Source organism: Nocardia abscessus, assembly GCF_015477775.1.
Classification (GTDB): domain Bacteria; phylum Actinomycetota; class Actinomycetes; order Mycobacteriales; family Mycobacteriaceae; genus Nocardia; species Nocardia abscessus_A.
In genome coordinates this window covers 95,001-120,431 of sequence record NZ_JADLQO010000013.1, presented here as the reverse complement: position 1 = coordinate 120,431, position 25,431 = coordinate 95,001, and the positions used below count along the sequence as shown (strand labels likewise).

The following is a 25,431-nucleotide window of genomic DNA, read 5'->3' as shown; positions in this document are numbered from 1 at the left end:
GGTCTGCAAACCGGAAGTTGAGTAGCTGGCTACGCGCATCAGTATGCGGCGGGATTTGCGCGGAGGTTGGTGTGGCTCTTTCCTTATCGGCGGAAGGGATGCTCCCCGCCAAAGGACCTCAGGCGGATGGTCAACGCATCGGTGTCGAGGGTTTACCCAGCGCGGCGAGCGCTTGCTGCGTGAGCGCATCATCTTCTGCATCCAGGTCGACGACGACATCGCGAACAAGCTGTGCTCTTTCAAGCACCAGGCGGAGGTGAATCCTCACGGTGAGGGTGGGTTCACTGGCTTGTGCACCGGATCATTCATAACTGCAGCACAGAGCTCTGCCCTCCGGTTTGCCGAGCCGACACAGCACGGATACCGAGACTGGCCGACGCCCCGTCCTGCCTGTGCGTACACAAGGGCGGCGTCGCACACTGCTACAGATCTCTGCCGCCACGCTTTCCCAGGTCGATCCCCGTGGTTAGCGCATGTGTCCCTCCGGACACCAGTGCTAAACACAGGATCGGCCCCGACGACTGAATCGCCCCGGTGAGTTCGGAGACTTTGATGTACCCCGGTTTCCGTGGAGGTGGTGCCGGTGGCTCGGAAGCCGGATGTGTTCGTCAGGGCGGTGACCCCGGAAGAGGGCCGCAGGCTGGCCCAGATCGCCCGCCGCAGCAAGCAGCTGGTCCGGATGCGGAGGGCGGTGGTGGTGATGGCGTCGGCGCAGCATCAGCCGGTCGGGTTGATCGCGAAGCTGATGCAGGTGTCGGAATCGTATGTGCGGCAAGTGATCCACGACTTCAACGAGAAGGGTTTCGAAGCACTGGACCCAAAATGGAGCCGGGGGCAGACCGGCGAAGACCGATCGAGCGACGCGTGATCGGATCTGTCAGATCGCTCGGTGCTGGCCCCGTGACCTGGGCTGGCCGTTCGCGACGTGGAGCCTATCGAAGCTGGCGGAAGTGTTGCGAATCAACAAGGTTGCTGATGTCAGCCGCGAAACTGTCCGGCGGATCCTGAAGGCCGGTGGAGTGTCGTGGCAGGCCACCAAGACCTGGAAGGCGAGCAATGACCCGGACTTCCAGGAGAAGATGGCGCGGGTGCTCGACCTCTACGACCACCCGCCCGCCGATGGACGCGTGGTCTGTGTGGACGAGTGCGGGCCGCTCAACCTGCAACCGAGGTCAGGCCGCGGCTGGTTCCCGAAACGCCGACCGGTCAGGCTGCGGGCCACCTACAACCGCACCCAGGGCGTTCGGCACATGTTCGGTGCGCTCGACCTGGCCACCGGGCAGCTGTACTACCGCATCCGCGACCGGAAACGCTGGACGGAGTTCCTGACGTTTCTGAAATCCCTGCAGACCCGATGGCCGGGTGAGAAGTTGTACCTGATCCTGGACAATTACTCCGTTCACAAGCGCCGCGAAGTGCGCGAATGGTGTGCCGGCAACCAAGTCGAGCTGGTGTTCCTACCGACGTATTCGTCCTGGTTGAACAGGATCGCATGCGAGTTCGCCGCCCTGCGGTACTTCGCACTCAACGGCACCGACCACCGCAGCCACAGCGAACAGGACGACGCATCGCCGACTACATCCGCTGGCGTAACCAGCACACCGCACCGATCCGAGACTTCGCCGTCGGTTCCAAGATCCGGTACCCGGATTATCTAACCAACGTTGCGTGACGCGGCACTAGCGAATCGCGCTTCCGAATCGGTCGTATCGCGCCTTGAACAGCCACTCGTACGCCCGGTCGGTGTGCGCGGGGTCCTGGATTCGGCCGGAACCGTCTGCGCGTCGACCGAAGACTGCGATACTGCCGTCGGGTCGCCGTACCCGCCAGTGCACACAACCGTCGGTGTTGGAAGTCCACTGCGCGATCCGCTGGAAGGTGGCCTCGCGCCGGCTTTGGAACCGCCGAACATGGTGCGTCGAGGTGTCCCATGTCCTGTCTCGTTGATCATCGGGTTGTCACGGACACCCCTCATTGGATGCTGATTGATCATGCGGTGGTTGATGGCAGTCGGGATTCGACCGGCATGATTCGGGGCTTGCCGTCGAGATATGCATCCAGGGCCGGCGGCCGGTAATCCGGTTTCTCCTGGCGCCGCTCAACTGCACTTGAAGCGACGTATTCGTGAGCCTCATCGCTGACGCCAAGGCTTCGGACGAATGGAGGGATCATCCGATAGGCGCCCTTGCGGGACTCGTGTAAGTCGCCGAGCGGATCGGGGTGGACAGCCGTGCACACGCCCATCATCTCGTCGTCTGTGGATGGTTCAGCACCGCCGGATGCGCGGTGGGTGAAGGCGTCCGGACGGAAAGCCAAGCCGCAGCCACGGGCGCGATCCACCATCCACATGAGCGGAATGTCGCTTATCCCATGTGTCGGATAGCCGCCGCCGACATCGGAGTGAACGCCGGCGAACCATACCTGCTCCACTCGCTGACCTGCCGGGGGGTCCTCCTGGGGCGTCCAGAGAGCCGGCCGGAACGGTCCCCGTTTTTCGTCGATCGCCAGTGCCTGAAACGCCGCGTCGACGCTGCGGCTCAGTTTCGTGTCGTGGAACTCCCACCGGCGGTTGATCAACTTGGCCAGGCCGAGCCCGCCGAGCGGAATACCAAGAGAACCCACGGTATCCCAGACACCGATGAAGCGGATGCGTGTTTCGTGGGAGTACGAGCGCCTGAAGAGTGTTGCCTCGATCCCGCGCGGATGTGTCTTACTGCTCTTGCTGCGGTAGAGCCCATACGCCTCGTCGACGCGGTCATAGTGCTCTCGCCGCAGAATGCCACAGTTTCGGACAAAGCCTGCCGTGCTACGTGCGGTGAATGCGCCGCGGCTGAAGCCGAAGAAGAAGAGCTGATCGCCAGGGTCGAAGTTCTGCACGAGGAAACGGTAAGTGTCGCGGACGTCGCGCGAGAGCCCGAACCCGAACGCACCCCCACGCATTCGCTCCCACCGGTTGGTTCCGACCCCGAGATGGTAGAAAGTCCTCTGCTCTCGGCCGCTGTGATCCGTGGGCGCAATTGCCAACGAGACCTTCGTCACGTTCGTCGGGCTCTGCTGGTCCGGGCTGTTCCACGTGCCGTCGCAGCACACCACCAAACTTTTCGACATCTCCGCTCCTATTCGACGCACGCCTAAGAGCTGTCGATCTAGCTTTGCGCCGTTCCAGGACAGCTGCTGCAAATTTCCGCCACATCGCCCAAACGGTGATCACAACGTGCCCGACCCGAAACCAGCGACGCGGGGGCGGGGAACCGCGTGGAAAGAATTTTCCAATACCCATGCGCAGAGCACGTGCGCTGAGCGAGAATCCAAAAATGGCGCAACTCGGGTAGTGCTCGCCCAGTCCGTCCGGGTGGTGTGAAGGTGGCACTCCTAAGGGCGGCCCCTTCGGGGTGGCAACCATGACGGGCGGTCGCCTCGGGTACGACCGGCTTGTCGAGCAGCGCGCGGGTGGTTTCGGAGAGGTAAGGCCGGGCGGCGCCTGCCTTCGTCATGGACTTCGACGAGCATCCGAATCCGCCAAGCGCACGGCGGTCGAGTTCGAGATCGAAAGCATTCAGCACTGGCGGCGGCATGACGGTCAGCTATCGACCCATGACACCGCCCGAGGGCTTACTGTAATATCGTGAACGCGCTCGATGATCCTTCGGCCGCGGTATCGGGCCGAGGCGAAACTCGGTGCGCGAGCACCGCTGGGTCGCGCGCCACAACGCGGAACTGTGCCCGGAACAGATCGTCTCGGCGACAACACCTTCGAAGACACTCCCAGCGACATCCCGCGAGATAGTTGGACTTGCTCGATCCGCGTGCGAACATTTAGTAGAATCGGCAGGATATCGGCGACGCAGCCGCTGAGACGCTCGCGACGATACGACAATCTGGGCCATCCACCTCGGCGGGACGCAGCCGTAACTAATAGACGTGTCTGCGAGGTGCCACAATCCCCTTTTCGACATGTGTTGCTCAGAATCCAAACCAACTGGAGGTACGGAAATGCCTACCGATACCGAAGCAGCCGAAGCAGCGCTTACCCGTCTCGCTAACGTGGGAGTGGACTTCAGCGTGCAGCGTTCAGATCTTATCTCCTGGCTGGGTAACCCCGACTTCACCCCCTTTCCGGCGATAGCGGCTGCGGTTATGAACCTGTTGAGTCCGAAACCGTTACGACGTCCGGTGTACCTTGATGTGGTCGTCTTCAACTATGAGCAACGATCGGGCAGCTCTCCGCGCCGCGTCGAGGACATCGATCAATCCATGCTGATGGCAGCGGTTCTGGAGGCTTCGAACTCGCGCTACGGCACGGGCGAAACAGACTTCACGTCTTTGTTGAAGAATTAATTGTGACGGCCGTGGCGGCGCGTTCCCTGGCGGAGTGAAAGTTGAGGTTTGCCATGCCATCTGACTTCGGCGACCCCGAATCTGTGATCGAGGCCCTCAACGCGGTGGGCATAGATTTCAGCGTGGCTAAGATCGCCCTGCTGGACTGGCTGGGCAACCGCTCGTCCACTCCGTTCCCGGCCATCGCAGAGGCGCTGCTGCAGTTACTTGGCGCTAGAGCGCTGCCGCGGCCAGTAGCTATCGACGTAATCGTCTTCAAATACGAACAGGCACCAGGCAATCCGTCCCCGCGTCGTGTTGAAGACGTTGATATGGAGCTGCTCAAGTGGGTGATCCTGGCGGCCTTCAACGAGCGGTACGGGGAGCAGAGCACCGACTTCGAATCATTGTGTTCCCCCGCGGAGTGAAAGTTAAGGTTTGCCATGCCACCTGACTTCGGCGACCCCGAATCTGTTATCGAGGCCCTCAACGCGGTGGGCATAGATCACAGCGTGCATAAGATCGCCCTGCTGGACTGGCTGGGCAATGCCTCGTCCACTCCGTTCCCGGCCATCGCAGAGGCGCTGCTGCAGTTACTTGGCGCTAGAGCGCTGGCGCGGCCGGTGTATATCGACGTAATCGTCTTCAAATACGAAGATTCACCCGGCAATCCGTCCCCGCGGCGTGTTGAAGACGTTGATATGGAGCTGCTCAAGTGGGCGATCCTGGCGGCCTTCAACGAGCGGTACGGGAAGCAGATCACCGACTTCGAATCATTGCTGCAGCCGCAGTCTCCATCCGGACCGGATCTACCACCGCAGCCGATCGCATTCCGGCTGCTGCGTCCCGCCGACTTGCTGGACCTTCGATGCGAGGCCAACGGATGTCGCATGGTCACGGACAACCGGACCTCGCGTCTGGTCGCGGTCACCGACGACGCCCACATCATCGTCCGCTTCGGCAGCCAGAACCTGCTCGAGGAGTGGTTCGCTGGCCCGCCGACCACGACTGCGAAGGCGTTGGCGGCGAACGACTCCCGGGTCGTCTTCGCAGTCGCGAAGGACACCGGGATCGAATATTCGATCACCGGTGTCCTCGCCGCGCTGACCACCTTCCCGCTGCGGGTCACCAAGCTCGCGACACCCGCCCCGGAGCCGAATGTTCCCGTTCCGGCGGACACGCCGACGACACCTGCACCGCCGGACCCGGATCAGACGGCCATCGAGGCGCCCTTCCGCTTGATCGTCTCCCCGAGCCCGTGCGGCGGCTTCGTGCACAACAGCGAATTGTCCGCCGCCCCGGGCGATCCCACCCGTCTCGAGCTGTGGGCGACCCGGCTCGGCGTACGCCGGGAGGTCGACGGAAAGTTCGCGCAGGTCGACGAGCAGGACGACAAGCAACGCATCGTGCGGGCCGTCTGGACCCGCGATCTGGACGCCGGCACCGCAGACCAGTCCTTCGACGCGTCCCTGGACCGGCTGACCCGTCAGGCCATCGTGCGGCAGACCGCGGACCGCCGGGAAGCCACCAAAGACGGCACGCCGATTGTGCCCACTCCCCTGTCCGTGCGGCGGCTGCATCTCAGCGCGATCGGCGCGTGGGTGGACTGGCACGCGACGTGGCCCGAGACATATCAGCCGGGCAAGGACCCGGTCACCGGCCAGCCCTTCACACCGCTGAGCGCCTATCGCCACCTCGCGCCGATGGGCCGTGACGCCTACGTTCGCGTCGAGACCCCGGCGATTCTGTTCCCGTTCGGCAATCACGTCACCCTGGTGAACCTCACCGAGCGCCGCATCGACGTCGGCGACAACCCGGTCGCATATCTGAAGCGGCGGACCTTCCTCGTGGTGCGCGAACGCACCAGGGACTACGCGGCGAACCCCGCGTTCAAGTCGGTGCTCACCTCGTTCCCGTTCCCGATCGTGTCGGTCGACCCACCGGTGACCCCGGACCTGGACTTCATCGACGTCAATCACACGGACCCGATCGTTCCGACGATCGGCGGCAAGGACTACCGGTGGAAGGTCACCGGTATCGACCACAGCGGTCAGCCGGTGGACATGCTCGCGGTGTTGTGCCTGGTGCCCGAACTCGCCGACGGCGCCGACACGAACAAGATCCTGACCCACTGGCAACCCGCACAGCGACGAGTCGCGCTGAACGACGCCGAAGTCGCGATGGCGCCGCCGACCGCCAAGGGCGACACCACCTTCCGGGTCAACGTCTTCGACCTCGGTGGCGTGCACTTCCCGAACTCGCGCACCAGCACTCCGCAGATGGCGCGAGCCTTCGTCGCGATCCCGGCGCTCAACGTCATCAGCGGCGGCCGGCAACCCACCCAGGTCGGCTACGAACCCACCTACCAATCAGTTGGTTTCGCCGATCAGGCGGAAGTGTTCCTGACGCTGACCGACCGCCAGAAACTGGACTTCGCCACGGGCACCGACAAGGGCGGTGGTTTCATCGAACCCAGCGTCGGCGTGTCCGCGCTGTCCCGCAAACACGGTGCGATCGGCGACTCGAGTGTCGGCCCGGGAAGTGCGCTGAGCCAGGGGCACTTCGATCCGACCGCGTTCCTGGCCGGCGCTCTGCCCAAACTCTTCGGGCTCTTCCCGCTCCTGGACATCCTCGTGAAGGACGCCGTCGACCTGGTCCGGGCACCGAATCTGATCACCGAGCAACTCGGAATGATCGATTCGCTGACATCGGAATTCGCCCGGCTGATCGCCACCTTGAACCAGGCGAGCAGCGATCTGGGCGTGGATGCGGTCAACAGTGCCAACGATGCGGCCAAGCAACGGCTGCAAGCGCTGCAGGCGAAGGTCGACAATGCCCGCACCACCCTGGTCGGCGCCGCCGACGATCTGCACAACGCCCTGACCAATGTCCTCGACGGACAAGCACAGGCCGCTGCTGCGGAGGCCGCCGCCTTCTCCGGCAAGCTGGCGAGCCTCGACGCGATCCTCGCGGATCCGGTCCTGCCCGCCATGATGCGGGGTGCGCTGGAAAAGCCCGCGGCCGCGTTGCACACCATCTCCACCCTGGCGCAGGGCGCGAATCTGCTTGCCGCACTGCGCGCACCGACCTTGTCGAATGTCATGCGGTTCGAATGGCACCCGCTGATCCACAATTGGACGCTCTCCGGTCTCGATCCGGAGACGGCTCCGGTCTTCAAAACGGACAAGGACGGTTTGACCCTCGCCGTCGAGGTCCGCACCACCGATCACGACAAGCCGCGGGTCGACGTCAGCGCCCAGCTGCGGGCGTTCGAACTGATCCTCATGCCGGGCGACGCTGCGCTGATGTCGATGCGCTTCGGCCGCTTGGGTTTCCGCACCTCCACCGGCGGTAAACCCGAGGTCGACGTCGTCTTCGACCGACTCCAATTCCTCGGCCCGCTCTCGTTCATCGAGAAGATCCGTGAGCTGATCCCGTTCGACGGCTTCTCCGACCCGCCGTACGTGGACATCTCCACCGACAGCGTCACCGCCGGATTCGACCTGGCCCTGCCGAGTGTCGCGGTCGGTGTGTTCAGCCTGCAGAACATCGCGCTGTCCGCGGACTGCCGCATTCCGTTCCTCGGTGAGGCGGTGACCGTCGGATTCGGCTTCTGCAGCAAGGAGAATCCGTTCCGGCTCACCGTCATGTGCATCGGTGGAGGCGGCTGGGTGGCGTTGCGCCTGAGCCCGCAGAAGATGGTCGTGCTAGAAATGGGTCTTGAGGCCTGCGCCTGCCTGGCCGTGGACCTCGGCGTGGCCTCCGGATCGGTCTCCGTCTCGGTCGGGGTCTACCTGCGACTCGAGGACACCAACGGCCAACTGACCGGGTACTTCCGTATCCGCGGCCAAGTGGACGTCCTCGGCTTGATTTCCGCGTCGATCACGCTGGAACTGTCGCTCACCTACCACTCCGACTCCGGCAAGCTGATCGGCCGCGCTAGCCTCACCGTCGAGGTCGAGGTGCTGTACTTCTCGGCATCGGTGGAGGTCACCTGCGAACGCCAGCTCGCCGGATCCCGCGGCGATCCGCGGATGCTCGACATCATGCCGCCGGACGCCGGCGGGCAGGACATGTGGAATTCCTACTTCGAGTCGTTCGCGATGGGGGTCTGACGATGACCGGCACAGTGCAGTTGATGACCACGGTGCTACCGCACTCCGTGGATCCCGGCGCGGATTTCCATGTGTCACTGTTCTTCACCCACCGGCTGACGCCCGGCGACACCAACACCCTGGCCGACGTGGCTGCCCTGGCGAATTGGGTCGCGCTGCTGAAAAACGCGCAGATCTCACTGCAGACTGATGCCGGAACCGTGGCCTGCACACCGATTCTCACTCCGCTCAGTGAATCGGCTTGGCACACCGCGTTTCCGGGAACGACACCGGTCCGCGACTTCCCGAAACCGCTGACATCGCAGGCGCCGTGGAAGTCCTATCCTGCCAATCGCCTGCCCGAGCATGCCCTCGCCGCGCACTACGCCTCGGTATTCTCCTCGCCGGTGACGCGGCCGGGTGTGGACGCGAGCCGGCTGGCGCAGGCGGTGCTGGCCCAGCTGCGGGATACCATCGCCACCACCGGCGACCGCCCGAATCTCAGCCGCACGATGCGCGACCTCGACGACTACGCCGGGAACAAACGAGACCGACGTGCCGGATACGAACGGGGAACGTACGACCAGGCCGGCGCGGCAGTCGATTTCACGCTGCCCGCCCCGCCGGCCGACCCGCCTGCGCCCCCGCCGCACATCGCGCTGCATCTGACCGAGGAGGTCGTCGAGCAGCCCTGGCGTTCACCGATCGAGGCGCCACTGGACGCCTGCGACACCGAAATCACCGACTACCTCGACAGTTCGATGAACGACAGCGCGTCGGTGGAGGATCCGGCCCTCGCGATGGTTCGCGACGCGCACATGACCCAGCGCTTCTACCACCGCACCGAGGAACAGACCGCGCCGAAGCCATCGCCGACCCCGGGCGTGCACGAACCGCGCCCGACGCCGGTCGTGCCTGACTTCCACGCTCGCGCGGCCACCGTCGGCAGCACGCCGGCGCTCGCCCGGCAGCTCGGGTTCGTCCTGGATCTGAAGGTGTCCGATCTGGACAAGCTGGCCGCCGCCACGCTGATCTGCTGTGACGTGACCGTGCCCGGTGTCGGCCTGCTCGTCGGCCCGGCCACCCGGTGCGTCGTGTCCGGCACCCGGTTCCTCGCCGCACCCGAAACCGACTCGTGGGTCGACGGCTTCCTCGCCGTCGGCCGGCCCGATCGATACCGCGTCATGGACCTCGACCCCGATGCCTCGGGCTTCAAACTCGAACAACTGCTGCGCGGTGTGGTCCGGGCCTACGCCACGGAACTGAACGGCGACTCCACCTCCTACGCCCCCGGCACGCTGCGTTCGTCCGGGTTCTCCATCGCACACATCGACCGGCCGGAGGACCTGCGGACCCGCGTCGAAGCGGCGGAACAGTTGCAACCGCAGGTGGCGGCCGGGGAGGTCCCGATCGATCAGCGCACCCGTTTCGGTTTCGAGCAGCTCGCACGCGGCTTCCGCGTCGAGGTCTGGGACGACGCCACCCGGCACTGGCACAGCCTGCACGAGCGCCGGGTCGACGCGGATTTCCAAGGCGCGCCGTTGCTTTCCGGCACCCCGGACACCGGGTATCTGCAGAACACCCCGATGAGCCGAGTGCCCGGCAATGCCGCGAACCCCTACTACGTGCACGAGGTGATCGCGGGCTGGGACGGCTGGAGTCTGGCCGCGCCACGGCCCGGCCTGGCGATCGTCCACGACAGCGGACAGGACGGCCATCCCGGCAGCGAGGTCGTCAAGGCCGACCAGGAACGCCCGTCCGGCGCCGCCGACGGCATCGGCATCCGCGGGGTCGCCGCCCCGAATACCCTGCCCGCCTTACGGTACGGCCGCAGCTACTCGTTCCGGGTCCTCGGAGTCGACCTCGCGGGCAACAGCGTCGACCATCGAATGGACGTCTCCCCGGTCGATCCGGCCGATCCCGCAGTGGGGGCCGCGACCATGCATCTGGCCGGCCTGCGCGAGGCCACCGACGCCCGGGACGCGGCCGGTCTGCTCGAACAGCAGCGCAAGCAGGTGATGCAGCAGCCGCCGCCGGCGAACGCTCATATCGCCAAGGTCGAGAACGCGGTGTCGGCCATCGAAGTGGCGGCGCAGCGGCTGACCACCCGGCCGCAACTCGACGTCGACCCGGCCCACTTCGCGGGTCTGTTCGCCACCGAGTCCAGCGACCCCAACACCGTGACCACGCCCCGACTGTTCCTGCGCTGGGAAGCGGTGCTGCCGCCGACAGTCGTGCCGCGCAACCCCTACACACTCGGAGAGTCGCTGAACCGCTTGGTGATTCGAGACAGCGTGGACGGGTCGGTGACCTCCCAGCGCCATCTCGTCCCGGCGAAATCCACCCAGCTCGACGCCGAATTGGACGGCTGCTTCGACGCCCTGATGACCTCGGCGAACCCCGACGATCGGCGGCGCGCGTACGCCACCGCGCTGAAGGAACGCGGCAGCCTGTTCGACATCCGCATCCAGAGTCTCGATGATCCCTCGGCGACCGTCGATCAGCCCGGCGTTTCGCTGCAGGCATCCGCCGGCGCCGATCCGCGTCCGTTCGTGACTCCCGAGCAGCTCCAAGACCATCCGGAGGTCCAGCCGGCCGAAGGCCAGTATGTTGTGCACGATGTGGACACCCTGGTGCTGCCGTATCTGCCGGATTCGATGGCCGACGGTGTCGCGCTCGTGTTCTACCGGGCCGGCGCCGGACATCACCTGCGCACGGCGCAGATCCTGCAGTCGGTCGTCATTCCCTTTGCGGGACAATGGCCGAACGTCGAGCCGCTGCGCCTGGTGGTGCACGGTGCGCCGGTGCTGCACGCCGAACAGGACGGCAACGTGATCGACGTCGGCATCCCGCCCGGCGAGCAGGTCGCCGTCGCGGTGTCCACGACATTGGACAAGGACCATCTGGATCGCCTGGGGCTGTGGCGATTCCACGCGGTCCACGACCCGAAGGTCGCCGACGCCGACCGGATCCTGTTGGAACGCGCCGCACTCGACGGCTGGCTGTGGTGGTTGACACCGAGCATCGATCTGCGCCTGGTGCACGCCACCGCACGTCCGGCGGTACCGCCAGCCATCACCGCCCTGACCGCGGTGAGCCGCCAGCAGGGTGTCGCCACCGCCGAACTCGTGGGCACGCTGCGCATGCACAGTGACAGCACCGAGCGGGCCGAACTGCACGCCACCTGGACCGACATCGAAGACGACGTGAGCAAGGATGCGGCGCAACCGGTGCAGCGCACCGAGATCGTGTCCGCATTCACGGTCGGGCCGGACGAGACGGATTCGCTGGTCTTCACCCGGAGCAATCCGCCGTCGGGCACTCGCGATCCCGGTGTACCCGTCCGCCCGATCCTGCACACCATGCCGGACACCCGGTTCCGCACGGTCGACTATCGGCTCTACGGGTCGTCCCGCTATCGCGAATTCTTCGACGCCGCAGAACTGCCCGCCCCGAACGACGAGGCGTCGGCCGGAAACACCGTCCGGGTGACACATCTGAACAGCGCGCCGCCGCTGCCGCCCCAGGTCCACGATGTCGTTCCGATGTTCCTGTGGGAGGAGGACAGCGAGCCCGAACAGCCCTTCGCACGACGGCGCACCCGTCGCAGCGGCGTCCGGATCTGGCTCGATCGGCCATGGTTCTCCAGCGGCGACGGGGAACTGCTCGCGGTGATCGTCGGCCCCGACAACATCCCGCCACCCAAGAACAAGGACGCCACCCTCGACAGCATCAGCCTGTGGGGCCGCGATCCCGCCTTCGTGACGCCCGGCGCGCGCAATTCCACCGACGTGCACCTGGTCCCGGCCTGGCAGCAGCGGGCCCTGCAACTGCAGCTGGATCCGCAGCGGCGTCCGGGACGTCCGGTCGGCTACAAGGGCCTCCAGTTCCTGCAGACCGATCCCGATCTGCGCAGCGCCTACCTCTATCAGCCGGAATATCACCACGATCGCAAACGCTGGTTTGTCGACGTCCTGTTCGACGCCGCCGACACCGCGTGGCCGTTCGTGCGGTTGACTCTGGCGCGGTTCCAGCCGAATTCGATCCTCGATTGCTTCGTATCGCCGACCGTCACCACCGATTTCGTGCAGTTGCTGCCCGAGCGCATCGCCACGCTGAGCCGCCCCGAGGCCGATCAGGTCCGGGTCACCGTGTCCGGCGCGACGGCGTTCACCAATATCCCCGGCATCTTCGGCACACCGAACCCGCCACCGGATGTCACCAATCCGAACGTTTTCGTCGCCTGGGCCCTGCCCACCAGCCGGCAGGTGGTGGCGACCCTGCAGTCCAAGGACCCCGGATCGGACAGCGACCTCGGCTGGACGAAGGTAGAGCAGGTCCAATGCACCGTCGAGGGTGCGCGGGTGGTGCTGAATTCCACCAACGGCAGTATCACGGAGCTGGCCGCGAGCTGGAGCGGCGTGTTGCAGCTCGATCCGGCGAATCAGCTCCGGACACCCGGCACCGTGCCGGAACTGCGCGTCCTGGTCGAGGAGTACGAGATGCTCCCCGCCGATCCCGAGAGTCGGAAGGCCACGATCTCGCGCCTGATCTACGCCGACCATCTGTATCTATGAAACAGACGGAGTAGTGAAATGCCGCTACATTCAGCACAATTCGCCGGTGATTCCACAGCTCGAGGCCGCGCTGGTCGACAACTCGGCGCACATCGCGCCGGGCGCCGTTGGTACCCATGTCCTGAAGATCCAGCTGGCGCTGGAGACGCTGGAGCAGATCCAGCTCCCCAGCGACGAGAAGGACAACTTCAAGTACGGACCCGAGACGGCCGATGCGGTGCTGCACTACAAGAGCATTCGGCGCAGCATCAACTTCGCCATCGAGCAGACCGCCGACAATATCGTCGGCGAACGCACGATCGCCAGCATGGACGCCGATCTGGTGGCCGGCGGTGACACCCGCGGCACCCAGCTGTCGGTCGCACACCGGGCCAGCCGCGAGTCCCTCGACGCCGTCCACACCCGGCTGCAGGGTCTGCGCGACGACATCGTCACCGCCGCAGCACTATCGGAACCGGAGCGGACCTTTGAGGCTGGCATCGTCGCCACCTCGCACGCGCGCGACCTGCAGGTACTGTCCCGGCGGCTGGTGGTGTCCGCCGACCCGCTCGACAACGCACTGCGCCAGGGCATTTCGGCGACCATCGACCTGATCACGCAGAACCTCGCGCAACCAGTGACGGTCATCGACGAGGGCGTATCCGGCCGGTGCGGCGTGTTCGCCGATCCGCCGTTCGCCGCGTCGGTGGCCAGTGACCCGGATCCGAAAGTGAGCGTGTGTGATCCGTTCTTCGCCAGCGCCGCGGACCTGCGGCGCGACATCGTCACCCACGAGTACTTCCATCTGATCGGGCTCGAGGACCACTCAGTCACCAATCTGGCGGAGGCCCTGACGAACGCGAACACCATCGCGCAGATCGTCGCATTCCTGTTCGACCGCGACCGCCAGGTGAACTCCGACGGTAACGAGGCCGCCGTGCCGCCGTTCCCGTCACCGTAGGCCTTCGCTCCGTACGAGAGAGGCCAACCCGGATCTGATCCACCCCCGGAGAGATTTTGGTCATTCCCCCGCCTCTGGTGGGCCCGCGATAGGGACGACCCCGGCGCCTCCGCTCCGGGGTTCAAAGGATCGTTGAGACCAGAAGAGCGCATAGCGATCCACCGCCAAAGCGCCAATCACACTGCTTATCCCGAGATCGAACCCGAGCCACTGCGCGTCGAGCGGTTCTAGCTCAGCGCCCTGGGCGCATGGATCGATTGGCGGGTGGGCTGGGACCCCCTGTCGCCGACGACGGCACTGGCGCGCTCTCGGCGTATCGGCACCTCGCACCGCTGGGCCGCGACAGCTACGTGCGCGTCGAGAAACCGGTATACCTGTTCCCGTTCGGACATCGCGGCACCCTGGTACGGGTCACCGAGCGCAAGATCACCGTCGGCGAGAAGAATCCGGCGGCCAACCTGTTCACCCGCAACTTCATCGTGTTGCGCGAACACACCCGCACCTACACCGGAATCGACGCCCGCCGGCTGCCGTTCACCTCGGTGACGATCGACCCGGTGGTGTCGCCAGACCTGGACATGGTGGACAATGACTCGAAGGTCTTCATCCCGTCGGTGGCGAAAACCCACTACCTATGGAAGGTCACCGGTACCGATCACGCCGGCCGCCCGATCACGATGATGACCGCGCTGGTGGCCGTCCCGCGCCACGCCCACCCCGACGCGCTGAACACCTGGAACAGCAACATCGTGGCCAAGGGCGTGACCGACCTCGGCGGCGCCGAGGTTGCGTTCGCGCCCGCCGCCACTCCCGGCGATACCACGACCCGCGTCCAATACATCCAGTTAGCTGGCGCCGCAGAGGAATTGACCAGCACACCGTCGATGGTCAAGGCGCATGTCACGGTCCCGGCGCTCACGGCGCTGAACCGCGGCGGCGGCCCGGTCGCCGTGCGGTACCCGGATTCCTACGTGAACCACGGGTTTCCGGCCGACGACCCAGCTCAACTGTTCCTCACCCTCGAAAGAGAGAACGAGAACAAGCTCGACTTCGCCGGCGCCACCGACCGCGGCGGCGGATTCATCGAACCCAGCGTCGCGGTCAACGCACTATCCCGCACCCAGGGCGCGGTAGGCGACGCGGGCAAGACCGCCGATGGCATCAGGGCCGGCAAGTTCGATCCGGCCGCGTTCCTGGGCGGTGCCCTGCCCAAGTTGTTCGGCCTTTTCGACCTCAAGGACATCCTCGTCGACGAGGACGTAAACCTCGGTATGGCACCCAAACTCATCACCGAACAACTCGGTCTGATCGGCTCGGTCGCGTCGGAGTTCGCCAACCTGGCCACCGCGATGGAAAAGGCGCGCAATACGCTGGACTCCGATATCGCCGACACCACGACGGCCGAGGCCAAGAAGCGCCTCCAGGACCTGCGCACCCAGGTTCAGCAGGCCATCGACACGCTGGCGGCTCATCCCGTGCAACCCCTGCTAGAGGCGCTGCACCTGGGCCCACCCACCGACGACGGCCCCAATCCGGCCGCCGAGCCGGCACGCCGGATCCTCGACGCCCTCCAACCTCTTGACGCGCTGCTGACCAATCCGTTCCTGCCGGCATACCTACGCGCCCTGATCGAACGGCCTTACCGCGCCGTCAAGTCCGCGCTGACAACCGCACAGGACGAGGACGCCAGGAAACTGGCCACGGCCCTGAAGTCGGCCGTGGAGGCCGCCACCATCCGCTACGAGTGGAATCCGCTGATCAAGGGTTGGCCGGCCACCGGCGACGAGGTGTTTGACCCCAAACAGCCGGACAAGGCACTGACGATCGCGGTCGAGATCCGCACCAGCAAAAATGCAGACCCGCAGTCCGACGTCAGCGCACAGCTGCGCAACTTCCGACTGCAGCTGCTGCCCGAAGCACGTTTGATGGACATGAAGTTCGGGCGCATCGGATTCCGCGTCGCCACCGGAGGAAAGCCCGAGGTCGACGTCCAATTCGACCGAATGGAATTCCTCGGCCCGCTCGGCTTCATCGAAAAGCTGCGCCAGCTCATCCCATTCGACGGTTTCGCCGACCCGCCCTATGTCGACGTCACCGCCGAGGGCGCGACGGCAGGTTTCGACTTGGCGCTGCCCAGCGTCGCAGTCGGCGTGTTCACCCTGGAGAACATCGCCCTCGGCGCCGACTGCCGGATCCCCTTCCTGGGCGAGGCCGTCACAGTCGGATTCATGTTCTGCAGAAAGGAAGCACCCTTCCGGCTCACCGTGCTGGCGATCGGTGGCGGCGGTTGGGTCGGAATCCGCCTGGCGCCCAAGGGATTGGTGCTCTTGGAGATGGGGCTCGAAGCTGGTGCTGCGCTCAGCGTCGACCTGGGCGTGGCCTCCGGCTCGGTGTCGGTGATGATCGGGGTGTATCTGCGGCTGGAGGACAAGAAGGGTCAGCTGACCGGCTACTTCCGGATCTGCGGCGAGGTGGAGGTGCTCGGGATCGCCTCCGCGTCGATCACCCTGGAACTGTCGCTGACCTACGACTTCGACTCGGGCAAGCTCGTCGGCCGCGCCACACTGTGTGTCGAGGTGGAAGTCGCGCTCTTCTCGGCCTCCGTCGAGATCACCTGCGAGCGCAAACTCGCCGGCTCCAAGGGCGACCCGACGCTGGCGCAGATCATGCCCCCCGATGAGGACGGCCAGGCCCTGTGGCGCCAGTACTACTCGTCATTTGCGATCGGAGCGTGACCGCATGCCCACCACCCGACTGATGAGCACCGTCCTGCCGTACTCGGTGGATCCGGCAGACCCATTCCATGTGTCGCTGTTCTTGTCCCATCGACTCGAGGGCGGCGGTCAGCTCGACGACTACCCGGTGATGCGGAACTGGGTGAGCACGCTGCGCGGTGCGACGATCCGGCTGCGCACCGACACCAGCCCCCTTCCGATCGCATGTACGCCGCTGCTGGCACCGAGCGATGACCCGCGGATCATCGCACCGAGCGACACCGCCTGGCAGACAGCGTTTCCCGCCGACACCGTCGTGCGTGACTACCCGCAGCCAAAGCTGACCGACGTGGCGTGGAATACCTATCCGGCCAACCGAACACCTGATCATGCCCTCGACGCGCACTACGCATCGATATGCTCGTGCCCGGTCAGCAGGCCGGGCGTGCTCGGCAACCCGCTGGCAGAAGAGCTGCTCGACGTGCTGCAGCGCATCCCCGAGGCTGAGGGCGTCTCTGATCTGGTCCGGGAGCTGCGCGGCTACCTCGACGCACGTGATCGTCGGCGGCTCGCGCTGATCGTCGGCCGCGACCAGGCCGCGCGCGACAGCGTCGCGCCCACGAAACCCGACCCGGACCTCCCCGGACCTGGTGACGGTGGTGGCGGTGGCGGCGCCGGTGACGGAGGGGTGCACCTTCGCGCCGCCGAAATCCCCCGCGGCTGGCGCTCCCCCATCGAGCTGCTGCTGGACCGCGACGACACCGATCGTCTGATCACCGAGTTTCTCGACCGCCTGCTCACCGATCCCGAGGCGGCCGGCGACAACCCGATGCTGGTCATGCTGCGCGACGTCCACGCCGCGCAGCGCTACTACAACCGCCCCGAGGAGCAGCGACCACCCCGCGACAAACCACTTCCGAACGTGCATCCGCCGCGCACACCGCACGACGCACCAGACTTCCACGAACGCGCGGCGGCGGCGTGCAACGTACCCGCGCTGGCCCGCGCGCTGGGCTTCGTCGTGGACGTGCACGTCGAAGATCTGGACGCGCTGCGTGCCGCCCACGCGATCCACTGTGACGTGATCGTCGACGGCGCCGAAGCGTACCTATCTCCCGAAACACGCTGCAACACCGTCGGTCCACGATTCTTTGCTGCCGCCCAGACCGACCGCTGGACCGCTGGTCGGCTACGGCTGGGCGATCCTGCCCGCTACCGGGTGATGGACCTGGATCCGGATGCGGCGGGCCTAGCGCTCGAGCAACTGCTGCGCAGCGTGATCCGCGCCTTGGCGGTCGAGGTCAACGGCGACCGCAGCTCGTTTGCGCCCGCGGCGCTTCGCGCACATGGTTTTTCCATCGCCGAGCTCAACCGGCCCACCGCGCTGCGTGAGCGCGTCACCAAGGTCGAGCAGCTGGAGCCGGTCGTCGAGGTGCCCGGCACGGTCCAGCCGCACAACCAATTCCACTTCGAAGACCTGATGCGCGGAACCCGGGTCGAGGTGTGGGACGACACCACACGGATGTGGCACAGCCTGCACCAGCGCAGGGTGAGCGCATCGTTTGACACCACCCCGATCCTGGCCGCCGTGCGCGACGTCGGCTTCCTGCAGAATCCCCCACCGAGCCGGGTGCCCGGCAACGACACCAACCCCTACTACGTGCACGAGGTGCTGGCCGGCTGGCACGGGTGGAGCCTGTCCGCACCGCGACCGGGTCGACACGTCATCCACGATGACGGCACACGCGGACGCCCAGGCACCGAGTACATCGCCAGCCAACCCCAGCCCCAGGACGGCGGGCTGCGGGTGCAGTCCACGGCCGAGCCGGGGTCGCTGCCGGCGCTTCGCTACGGCCGCCGCTACTCGTTCCGGATCGCCGGAGTCGACCTGGCCGGCAACAGCGTCCCCCTCGACCCGATCCCCACGTCGGAGCCACAGGAGTCGACCATCGCCAACGCCACGGCCCACCTGGTCGCGCTGCGCGCCGAAGCCGCCCAACGCGACCAGGCGGGCCTGCTGGCGTCGCTGCGCGCCAGGGGACTGGCGCACCCGCGCGCCCTCGACCGCCACGGGACGCCTGGCGAGATCGAGCGGGCGATGGCTTCGGTGGTCGACAACGCGACGTCGCTGCGGCAGCATCCGCAGTGGGATGTCGATCCCAAGCAGCTGGCCGCCCTGTTCGCCGATTCCGGTGACCCGAGCACGATCAGTTCGCCGCGTCTGTTTCTGCGGTGGGACCCGATCCCCGCCCCGACGCTCGTGCCCCGGATCGCCTACACCACCGGAGAATCCCTGCAGCGCATGGTGATCCGCACCGGACTGACCGGCACACCGGGGCTATGCGAGCGCCACATCGTGCCGCCGAAGGGAAGCCAACTCGAGGCCGAGCTGGACGGGCGCTTCGACGAGCTGATGCGGCTCGGCAACCACGCCCGCGCCTACGCGATCGCGCTCAAGGAACGTGGGAACCTGTTCCACACCCGCATCCAGGACCTGAACTCACCCACCGGAACCATTGCGCAGCCGGGGATCTCGCTGCTGCCCACACCGGGCGCCACCGATCCAACCCTCGACGACATTCAGAATCCCGATGTGCAGCCCGCCGAGGGCCAGTACATCGCCCACGACGTCGACAACCTGATGCTTCCCTATCTCGCGGACCCGATGGCCAATGGGGTCGCGCTGGTGTTCTACGAAGCCGGCGCCGACCACCGGTTCGCCAATCCGCGTGTGCTGCAGTCGGTCATGATCCCATACGCCGGGAACTGGCCCGAACTGCAGCCGCTTCGGCTGGTGCTACATCATGCACCGCGACTAGATGCCCGACAGGACGGCAACGTCATACACGTCGGCCTTCCTCCCGGCGAGCAAGTCGCGGTCACCTATTCCACCACCCTCGACGCCAACCATCTGGAGAAGATGGGGCTCTGGCGGTTCGACCCCGTGCACGATCCGCAGGTACCCGACGCCGATCGGCAGGTCATCGAACGCGCCGCCCGGGACGGCTGGCTGTGGTGGCTCACCCCCGACGAGCATCTGCGGTTGGTTCACGCGACGGCCCGGCCCGCGATCGCGCCGGCGATCTCGCGGCTGACAGCAAAACCCCGCAACCCCAACGTCGTCACCGTCGATCTCGACGGCGTCATCGACGTGCACGGCGCCAGCACCGAGAAGGTGCAACTGCGCGCGCGGTGGGACGACGTCATCGATGACCCCGACACCGACGCTCCTACGCCGCACGGCACCAAGGAGATTGTGGTGGACCACCGCATCGAGGAGCACGAGCGCTTCTCGCTGCTCACCCTTGACAAGAAGGCGGAAGAGGTCGGCAATCGCATGTCCGAGGTGCCCATCCGTACCGCCATCCACAACCTGCCCGACACCAAGGCGCGCACCGTGTTCTACCGGCTGCACGGCTCGTCGCGATACCGGGAGTTCTTCACTCCCGAGGAGCTTCCGCCCCCAGACGACGCGCGGTCCGCCGGCAACGAGGTCGCCGTTAACATCCCCAGCTCGGCCGCACCGGCACCGCCGGTGGTGCGTGATGTGATCCCGATGTTCATGTGGGAGCAGACCACCGAGCCCCAGCACCCGTTCGCGATCAGGCGCATCCGCCGTAGCGGTGTGCGGATCTGGCTGGACCGGCCGTGGTACTCCAGCGGCGACGGCGAGATGCTGGCCATCATTACGACCGGTGATTCCGCGGCCGCGGAGGGCAATGCGGAAAAGGTCAGCCTGTGGGCGCGCGACCCGATCCTGGTCGGACCGCAGCTAGCGTCCTCACAGCCCAAGTTGGACGGGGACAACAAACCGCTGCCGCTGACTTCCAACGAAGTTCCGGTACTGCCAGCCTGGCAACAACGTGCGGTGCAGCTGAGCCTCGACCCCCAGAATGCGCCCGGCCGGCCACTGTTGCACGTCGTCAAGGAACGCAAGTCAAACAGCCCTGACGATAAGGACAACGTCATCAACGCCTACGCGTACCGGCCGGAGTTTCACCGCGAGCGCAAGCGCTGGTTCGTCGACGCGGTCTTCGACTCCGCCAGCGCGATCTGGCCATTCCTTCGCCTCTCGGTGGCTCGCTATCAACCCAATTCGATAACGGGCATGGCGTTCTCGGAGGTCGTGCCAACCGACTTTGTCCAGTTGCCGCCGGAACGTATCGGCACGCTCAGCAGGCCCGAGGCTGGACAGGTGCGGGTCACGGTTACCGGTGTGACCGCCCTGACAAACGCACCCGGCCTCGAGATGCCCACGCAGCCACCAGACCGCGCCAAACTGCTGGAGCTGCTGCCGAAGTCGCGACAGGTCGTGGCAACCCTGCAGGTTCGAAATTCCCTGTCCGGCTCCGACATCGACTGGGTCAACGTCGCTCAGGTGCCGTGCGAATTAGCCGGCGTCGACGAGCAGACGTTCAAGGCTACGTGGTCCGCCGTGCTGAATTTAGAACCGGCGCAGCAGCTGCTGACACCAGGCACCGCTCAAGACCTGCGCGCACAGGTCGAGGAGTACGAGATTCTGTCGGCCGACCCGCACCCGGGCGAGGAAACCCCTACCGGCACGACCCGATTGGTATACGCCGATCACTTCTACCTGTAGCCAACAGACTTCTGTGACGGCTGACGCCGACAACTTCGCCGTGCACCCCCGTTCTCTCTCCGTATCCTGGGCTTCCCCTCGTATCGTGGAGACATCGCCATGAGGAGGTGCGGCGATGGAGACGCGGCGGATGTTCGATCCGGAGTTCAAGGAGGGCGGGGTGCGGGATCGTGCGGGAGACCGGGAAATCGATCGCGCACGTGGCTCGAGAGCTGGGCATCAACGACGGCACACTGGGCAACTGGGTGGACAAGGATCGGCGGTCCCACGATGGCGGCGACGGGGCCATCGGCAAGAGCGAGCGCACCGAGCGTGCCAGCGGCGGCGACGGCTTTCGATTCGCTGCCGCTAAGCGGTCCAAGCAGGTGGGGCCACGGGCCCAGCCACGCCGTACGGGTCACGCCCGCCAACGCCTGCACCATAAGCCCGTGCCGGCGTCGCCGACCTCACTGCCTTGTCCGAAGCTGGCCTCGACCTCCACGGCCGCGTCCTCGCCACCGCCCTCGGCGTCGCCGAACAAGCCGCACGGGCCCGCTCACCCTCACCGAAGGCCAACAACTCACCGCCCTCATCCGCAAAGGACGCTAAACCAACCCACCCTCTACCTCCGAAAGCAGCGCCTGCGATCACCGGAGATGCGCCTACGCCGTCTATCGTCAGCGCGATCGTCCTTCTGTGTGGTGTGGTGGCTGTCGCCGGATCGGGATCACCGCCGTGTCGGGGTTCGCCGCCGCTTCCCGCAGCTCTTGGTTCTCCAGTGTGAGTTGATTCACCGCCCGGACAAGGGCGGGGACGTCGACCCGAAGTTGGGCGAGTTCGGCATTCTTGTTCGCGATCGTCTCTTCAGTGCGGCGATGGTGGCCCGGCGTCGGGTCTCCACCTCCGATGACGCACCGCGCTCAGCCACTCGCGTGTAGAACTTGTTCTTCAAGTCCGTATGTCGTTGTGTCAGGGCATATCTAGGGACACCGGCTTCCAGGGCGAGCCCGACGATCGTGAGCGCACCGGCGTTGGCGCGTAGGCGCTCACCCAGTGGACCGGGAACCCGGGTGGCCCCATATCCAGGGCGACGATGGACCCGGCATCGTCACTTCGGTTGACCTTCAGAGCCTAAACGGTATGCCAGTTGGCGATCAAGGCGCCGCCTCGCTGCTGGATCTGACCGACGCCAGGTTGTTCACGTTGTCGGACGAAGAGGCGCCTCCCACTATTCCACAGCCAGAATGGCCGGTGAAGCTCGTATTGGGTGGGTTTGCATTCGCGCAGTGGATAGTGACTTTCAATGTGCCGGTCGATTCTTTTGATATCGACGGTCGGTGGGCACGTCCACCACAGCCGTGACGGCCCGAACGGTCAGCACTAAAGGGATTCGGGACTGCAGGCTGAAAGCCTGGCATTTGGTGATCCTTCCTCGTCAGTTGCTTTCGCGGAACCCGCTGCTTCCGGAGTTCACCGCGCGTCCGCAGGGTGGTGGCACCGCCCCGGCCGATGAGCGTGCGGGGTTCACAGCGGTGGTGTTCATGCTGACCAACGGCTGCACGTGGCGGATGCTGCCGCCCGAGTCCGAGGTCACCCTGCCGAGGGCCCACCACCGGTTCAGCGTGTGGACCGAGACTGGGCTGTGGCGGCGTCTGCACAACGCCGTCCTGGACGAGGTTCTCCCCAAGCGAGAATGATCAGCGTCCCGCCGCCGATGTACGGCTCGGTTAAATCCAGATACTAGGACCCCCCCGTTGCCACGATCCACTGCGGCCCAGAATCCGTGATCGGTGCCGGTATTGACCTCGACCTGGAATATCCATGCCTTCTGGGGGTCGTCGCCGGTCTCGCTGTGTTCCCCCATAGGCAGCAGCGCGAAGCTGCCCGCGGCGACAATGGTCGACGCTGCTGGTTTGCGGATGCAGGGAGCTGCGGGGCGGTGAAAGCGACGTTCGCCTCTGCCAAGGCGTCCCAGTAAGGTTCCGAGACCGCTGCCAGGTGCGCGAAGTCCGCTCGAGACAGGCCGGTCAGAGCCGGATCGATGCTGCCGGTCAAGGGTTTTGCGTGCGTTCCGGGGTGATTGCGGGGTTAGGGTGCCGTAGATCAAGGGTGTGAGCAATGACATTGACACCGTCTCCCGTGCACTGTGTGTCACTACCGATGACATGTTGATCGCCGGGCCGGACTATGTGCAGTTGCTCCCGGCCGAATTTTCGGCTATCCGGAATTCGAATCGCACCGCCCCCGGCGGCGAGGCCGGCAGGATGATGGCGGCGCCGCGTTGCGTCGGCCAGCTCCGTGGCAGCAGCACGTACTGGTCGCCGATGTGCGCAAGCAGGACCAGCCCGTCGTAGCGGAACCGATAGGCCGAGCGGAACGAGTAGGCCGAGCCCTCGGCAGGGGCGCATTCGACTTTCCGCACGTCGGGGTCGGACAGATAGAGGTCTTTCTCGCTGTAGACGACGACACCAGGTTTTTTGTGGATTTCAGCGGCCGTCAGCTGTGCCCGGGATTGGCCGACGGCGGCGGAGTAGTCGGCAGTGATCCAGAACAGGCTGATGCCGATGACGATGAACAGGATCGTCCATTCGATGACCGCGGCGGCGTCGGAGGCGACCGGTTGTTCGGGGATGCGTTCACGCAGCTGTTGCCGTCGTTGCAGAACGACATACCAGAGCAGCGCGACACCGGCGATGATCGATATCGGTGCGACTGCGAGGGCGTTGTTGAGCGGGGTTTTGAACAGTAGCCTGGTCAGGCCGTTGACGAGAATGATGACTGCGACCGCTGTGATGGTCAGCAGCTGCCATCGTTTCCGGTGGCCGCGGCGTAGGGAGTCGGGCAGCGCGAGATAGCCCCATGTCAGTGCCATCCCGATGACGCCGATGGCGATGAGGGGGATGAACAGGGCGTCGACGCTGCGCATTAGGTAGTCGCTGAGGCTCGGGTGCAGGGTTGTGGAGTCGACGCCGAAATAGTCGAAGAACCAGTAGACGTGTGCCCAGCCGAAGTAGAACAGCAGCGCGGTCACCAGTGTCGTTGGCGCGGCGAGTTGGCCGAGTGCTTTAGCTACCTTGCCGAACCCGGCAAACGGCGATGCAGCAGCGCGGGCCGGATCGCTGCTGCCGGGCTCCGGTGCCGTCTCGTGGCCCTCAGCTGGTCGGGACATTGGTGCCCAATGGCGGGAGAGTGGCTTCTGGGATGGTGGGCTGTGGTGTGCTTGGCACCACGTCCGGCGGCGTCGTGCTAGGCGCCACGTCCGGCGTCGTCGTGGTGGAGCCGTCGCTATTGCCCGTCTCTTCGGACCCGTCGGGTGTGACGTCGGCGCCTTGAGAGCAGGGCGTCTTCGAGCCGGTGTACAGAACCAGCGTCGCTCCACGCTCGATGATCAACATTCCGTTCGGGGCCCCTTCGACCGGTGTCCAGTCGACCTTGGCGCCGCTGTAGGACACATACTGGCAGCGGTCGTAGTTCGGGTTATCGCCCGTCCGTACCTCGACCTGGACACAGAGGGTCCCCCCGCAGGCCTCCATGATCGGTGCGATGACCCAATCGTTCTTCACGGAGTCGATCGACGCTGAAGCAAGCTCTACGAGATTCGGGATACGAATCGGCGCACCTGGCACCGAACCTGAATCGGGCTTGCCTGGTTGGCCGGGCACACCGCCGCGAGCCGACGGCGCGGTCCCGGTCGACCGCCCGTGGGTGAGAGGGGCCTGCTTGGGCGGGGAAGTGGCGCAGGCCGCGGCGAGTGCCGCGATTAGAAGGACCCACAGAATCACTCGTCGACAGCCCATGACTATCCTCCCCTCCGCGGTCACGGCACCACAACTGCCGCGTGGGCGATGGCGCGGCCGATGATGCCGCGTGGTGTCGGCAGACTGACTTCGCGAGATATTGACAGCCATCTGATCCCCTCTCTCAGTGGGTACTCCTGTTCCAGGACCGAAAGAGTCCATGTCAAAAATCCTCGGATGCCTGGCGCGCACCTAACATGCGTAGTCGACTACTCGACTGTCAGGGGGTTATCCAGCCGCCGAAGAGGTAACTTTTCGGCACCGACTTGTCCCACGCCGACTCATCGGCGCGGGGCTGACCTCGGCCAACCTGCACAACACAACGCTGACCGGCGCGGTCACGACCCCAACCGGCCTCTACGGCGAGGAACTGTCCGACGCTCCACTGGCCGCGACGCCTACCTTTCGCGCCT

General features: G+C 65.6%; 13 protein-coding genes and 4 pseudogenes. 13 read left to right on the top strand and 4 right to left on the bottom strand.

The features are described 5' to 3' along the window. Nucleotides 1–172: 172 nt before the first annotated feature. From IU450_RS28120 to IU450_RS28110, 3 genes and pseudogenes are all read left to right on the top strand, one after another. Nucleotides 173–238 (top strand): annotated as a pseudogene (locus tag IU450_RS28120) (ATP-dependent Clp protease proteolytic subunit); the annotation flags it as partial. Between the two features lie 441 nt (nucleotides 239–679). Next, nucleotides 680–868: a helix-turn-helix domain-containing protein gene (locus IU450_RS40145; protein ID WP_267470628.1), complete on the top strand. Its 189-nt coding sequence runs from the start codon at nucleotides 680–682 to the stop codon at nucleotides 866–868. Next, a pseudogene (locus tag IU450_RS28110) lies at nucleotides 855–1,658 on the top strand (IS630 family transposase); the annotation flags it as partial. The gene IU450_RS40145 and the pseudogene IU450_RS28110, both read left to right, overlap by 14 nt. Before the next feature lie 21 nt (nucleotides 1,659–1,679). Here the strand turns inward: IU450_RS28110 and IU450_RS41405 are convergent. Further along, nucleotides 1,680–1,928 (bottom strand): annotated as a pseudogene (locus tag IU450_RS41405) (SpvB/TcaC N-terminal domain-containing protein); the annotation flags it as partial. Between the two features lie 61 nt (nucleotides 1,929–1,989). Then, a complete protein-coding gene (locus IU450_RS28100) occupies nucleotides 1,990–3,108 on the bottom strand; it encodes a DUF2235 domain-containing protein (protein ID WP_195152751.1) in 1,119 nt (372 codons plus the stop codon). An 885-nt stretch (nucleotides 3,109–3,993) separates the two neighbouring features. Here IU450_RS28100 and IU450_RS28095 point away from each other — a divergent pair. The 10 genes and pseudogenes from IU450_RS28095 to IU450_RS28050 form a co-directional block, all read left to right on the top strand. After that, nucleotides 3,994–4,338 carry a hypothetical protein gene (locus tag IU450_RS28095; protein WP_195152750.1) on the top strand — a complete coding sequence of 115 codons (345 nt, stop codon included), beginning with the start codon at nucleotides 3,994–3,996 and terminating at the stop codon, nucleotides 4,336–4,338. Between the two features lie 53 nt (nucleotides 4,339–4,391). Beyond that, on the top strand, nucleotides 4,392–4,745 hold the full coding sequence (locus IU450_RS28090; RefSeq protein ID WP_195152749.1) for a hypothetical protein: 354 nt from the start codon (nucleotides 4,392–4,394) through the stop codon (nucleotides 4,743–4,745). A 15-nt stretch (nucleotides 4,746–4,760) separates the two neighbouring features. Next, nucleotides 4,761–8,432: a hypothetical protein gene (locus tag IU450_RS28085; protein WP_195152748.1), complete on the top strand. Its 3,672-nt coding sequence runs from the start codon at nucleotides 4,761–4,763 to the stop codon at nucleotides 8,430–8,432. Between the two features lie 2 nt (nucleotides 8,433–8,434). After that, the gene (locus IU450_RS28080; RefSeq protein ID WP_195152747.1) at nucleotides 8,435–12,988 is read left to right on the top strand and encodes a hypothetical protein; all 4,554 of its coding nucleotides are present in this window, start codon (nucleotides 8,435–8,437) and stop codon (nucleotides 12,986–12,988) included. A gap of 46 nt (nucleotides 12,989–13,034) precedes the next feature. Next, nucleotides 13,035–13,928, top strand: a complete 894-nt coding sequence (locus IU450_RS28075) for a hypothetical protein (protein WP_195152746.1) — start codon at nucleotides 13,035–13,037, stop codon at nucleotides 13,926–13,928. Nucleotides 13,929–14,176: 248 nt separating this feature from the next. Continuing rightward, a complete protein-coding gene (locus IU450_RS28070) occupies nucleotides 14,177–16,663 on the top strand; it encodes a hypothetical protein (protein WP_195152745.1) in 2,487 nt (828 codons plus the stop codon). A gap of 4 nt (nucleotides 16,664–16,667) precedes the next feature. Beyond that, nucleotides 16,668–21,242, top strand: coding sequence for a hypothetical protein (locus IU450_RS28065; RefSeq protein WP_195152744.1), 4,575 nt, complete (start codon nucleotides 16,668–16,670; stop codon nucleotides 21,240–21,242). Between the two features lie 107 nt (nucleotides 21,243–21,349). Beyond that, nucleotides 21,350–22,159 carry a transposase gene (locus tag IU450_RS41400; protein ID WP_416382913.1) on the top strand — a complete coding sequence of 270 codons (810 nt, stop codon included), beginning with the start codon at nucleotides 21,350–21,352 and terminating at the stop codon, nucleotides 22,157–22,159. A 202-nt stretch (nucleotides 22,160–22,361) separates the two neighbouring features. Further along, a complete protein-coding gene (locus tag IU450_RS28055; RefSeq protein ID WP_195152742.1) occupies nucleotides 22,362–22,583 on the top strand; it encodes a hypothetical protein in 222 nt (73 codons plus the stop codon). Nucleotides 22,584–22,645: 62 nt separating this feature from the next. Then, a pseudogene (locus IU450_RS28050) lies at nucleotides 22,646–22,900 on the top strand (transposase); the annotation flags it as partial. A 506-nt stretch (nucleotides 22,901–23,406) separates the two neighbouring features. On the opposite strand, the gene IU450_RS28045 reads toward IU450_RS28050, so the two are convergent. Both IU450_RS28045 and IU450_RS28040 read right to left on the bottom strand, forming a co-directional pair. After that, entirely contained in the window at nucleotides 23,407–24,252 is an 846-nt protein-coding gene (locus IU450_RS28045) for a hypothetical protein (RefSeq protein ID WP_195152740.1), read from the bottom strand. A gap of 121 nt (nucleotides 24,253–24,373) precedes the next feature. Further along, on the bottom strand, nucleotides 24,374–24,784 hold the full coding sequence (locus IU450_RS28040; RefSeq protein WP_195152739.1) for a hypothetical protein: 411 nt from the start codon (nucleotides 24,782–24,784) through the stop codon (nucleotides 24,374–24,376). Nucleotides 24,785–25,431 lie beyond the last annotated feature (647 nt).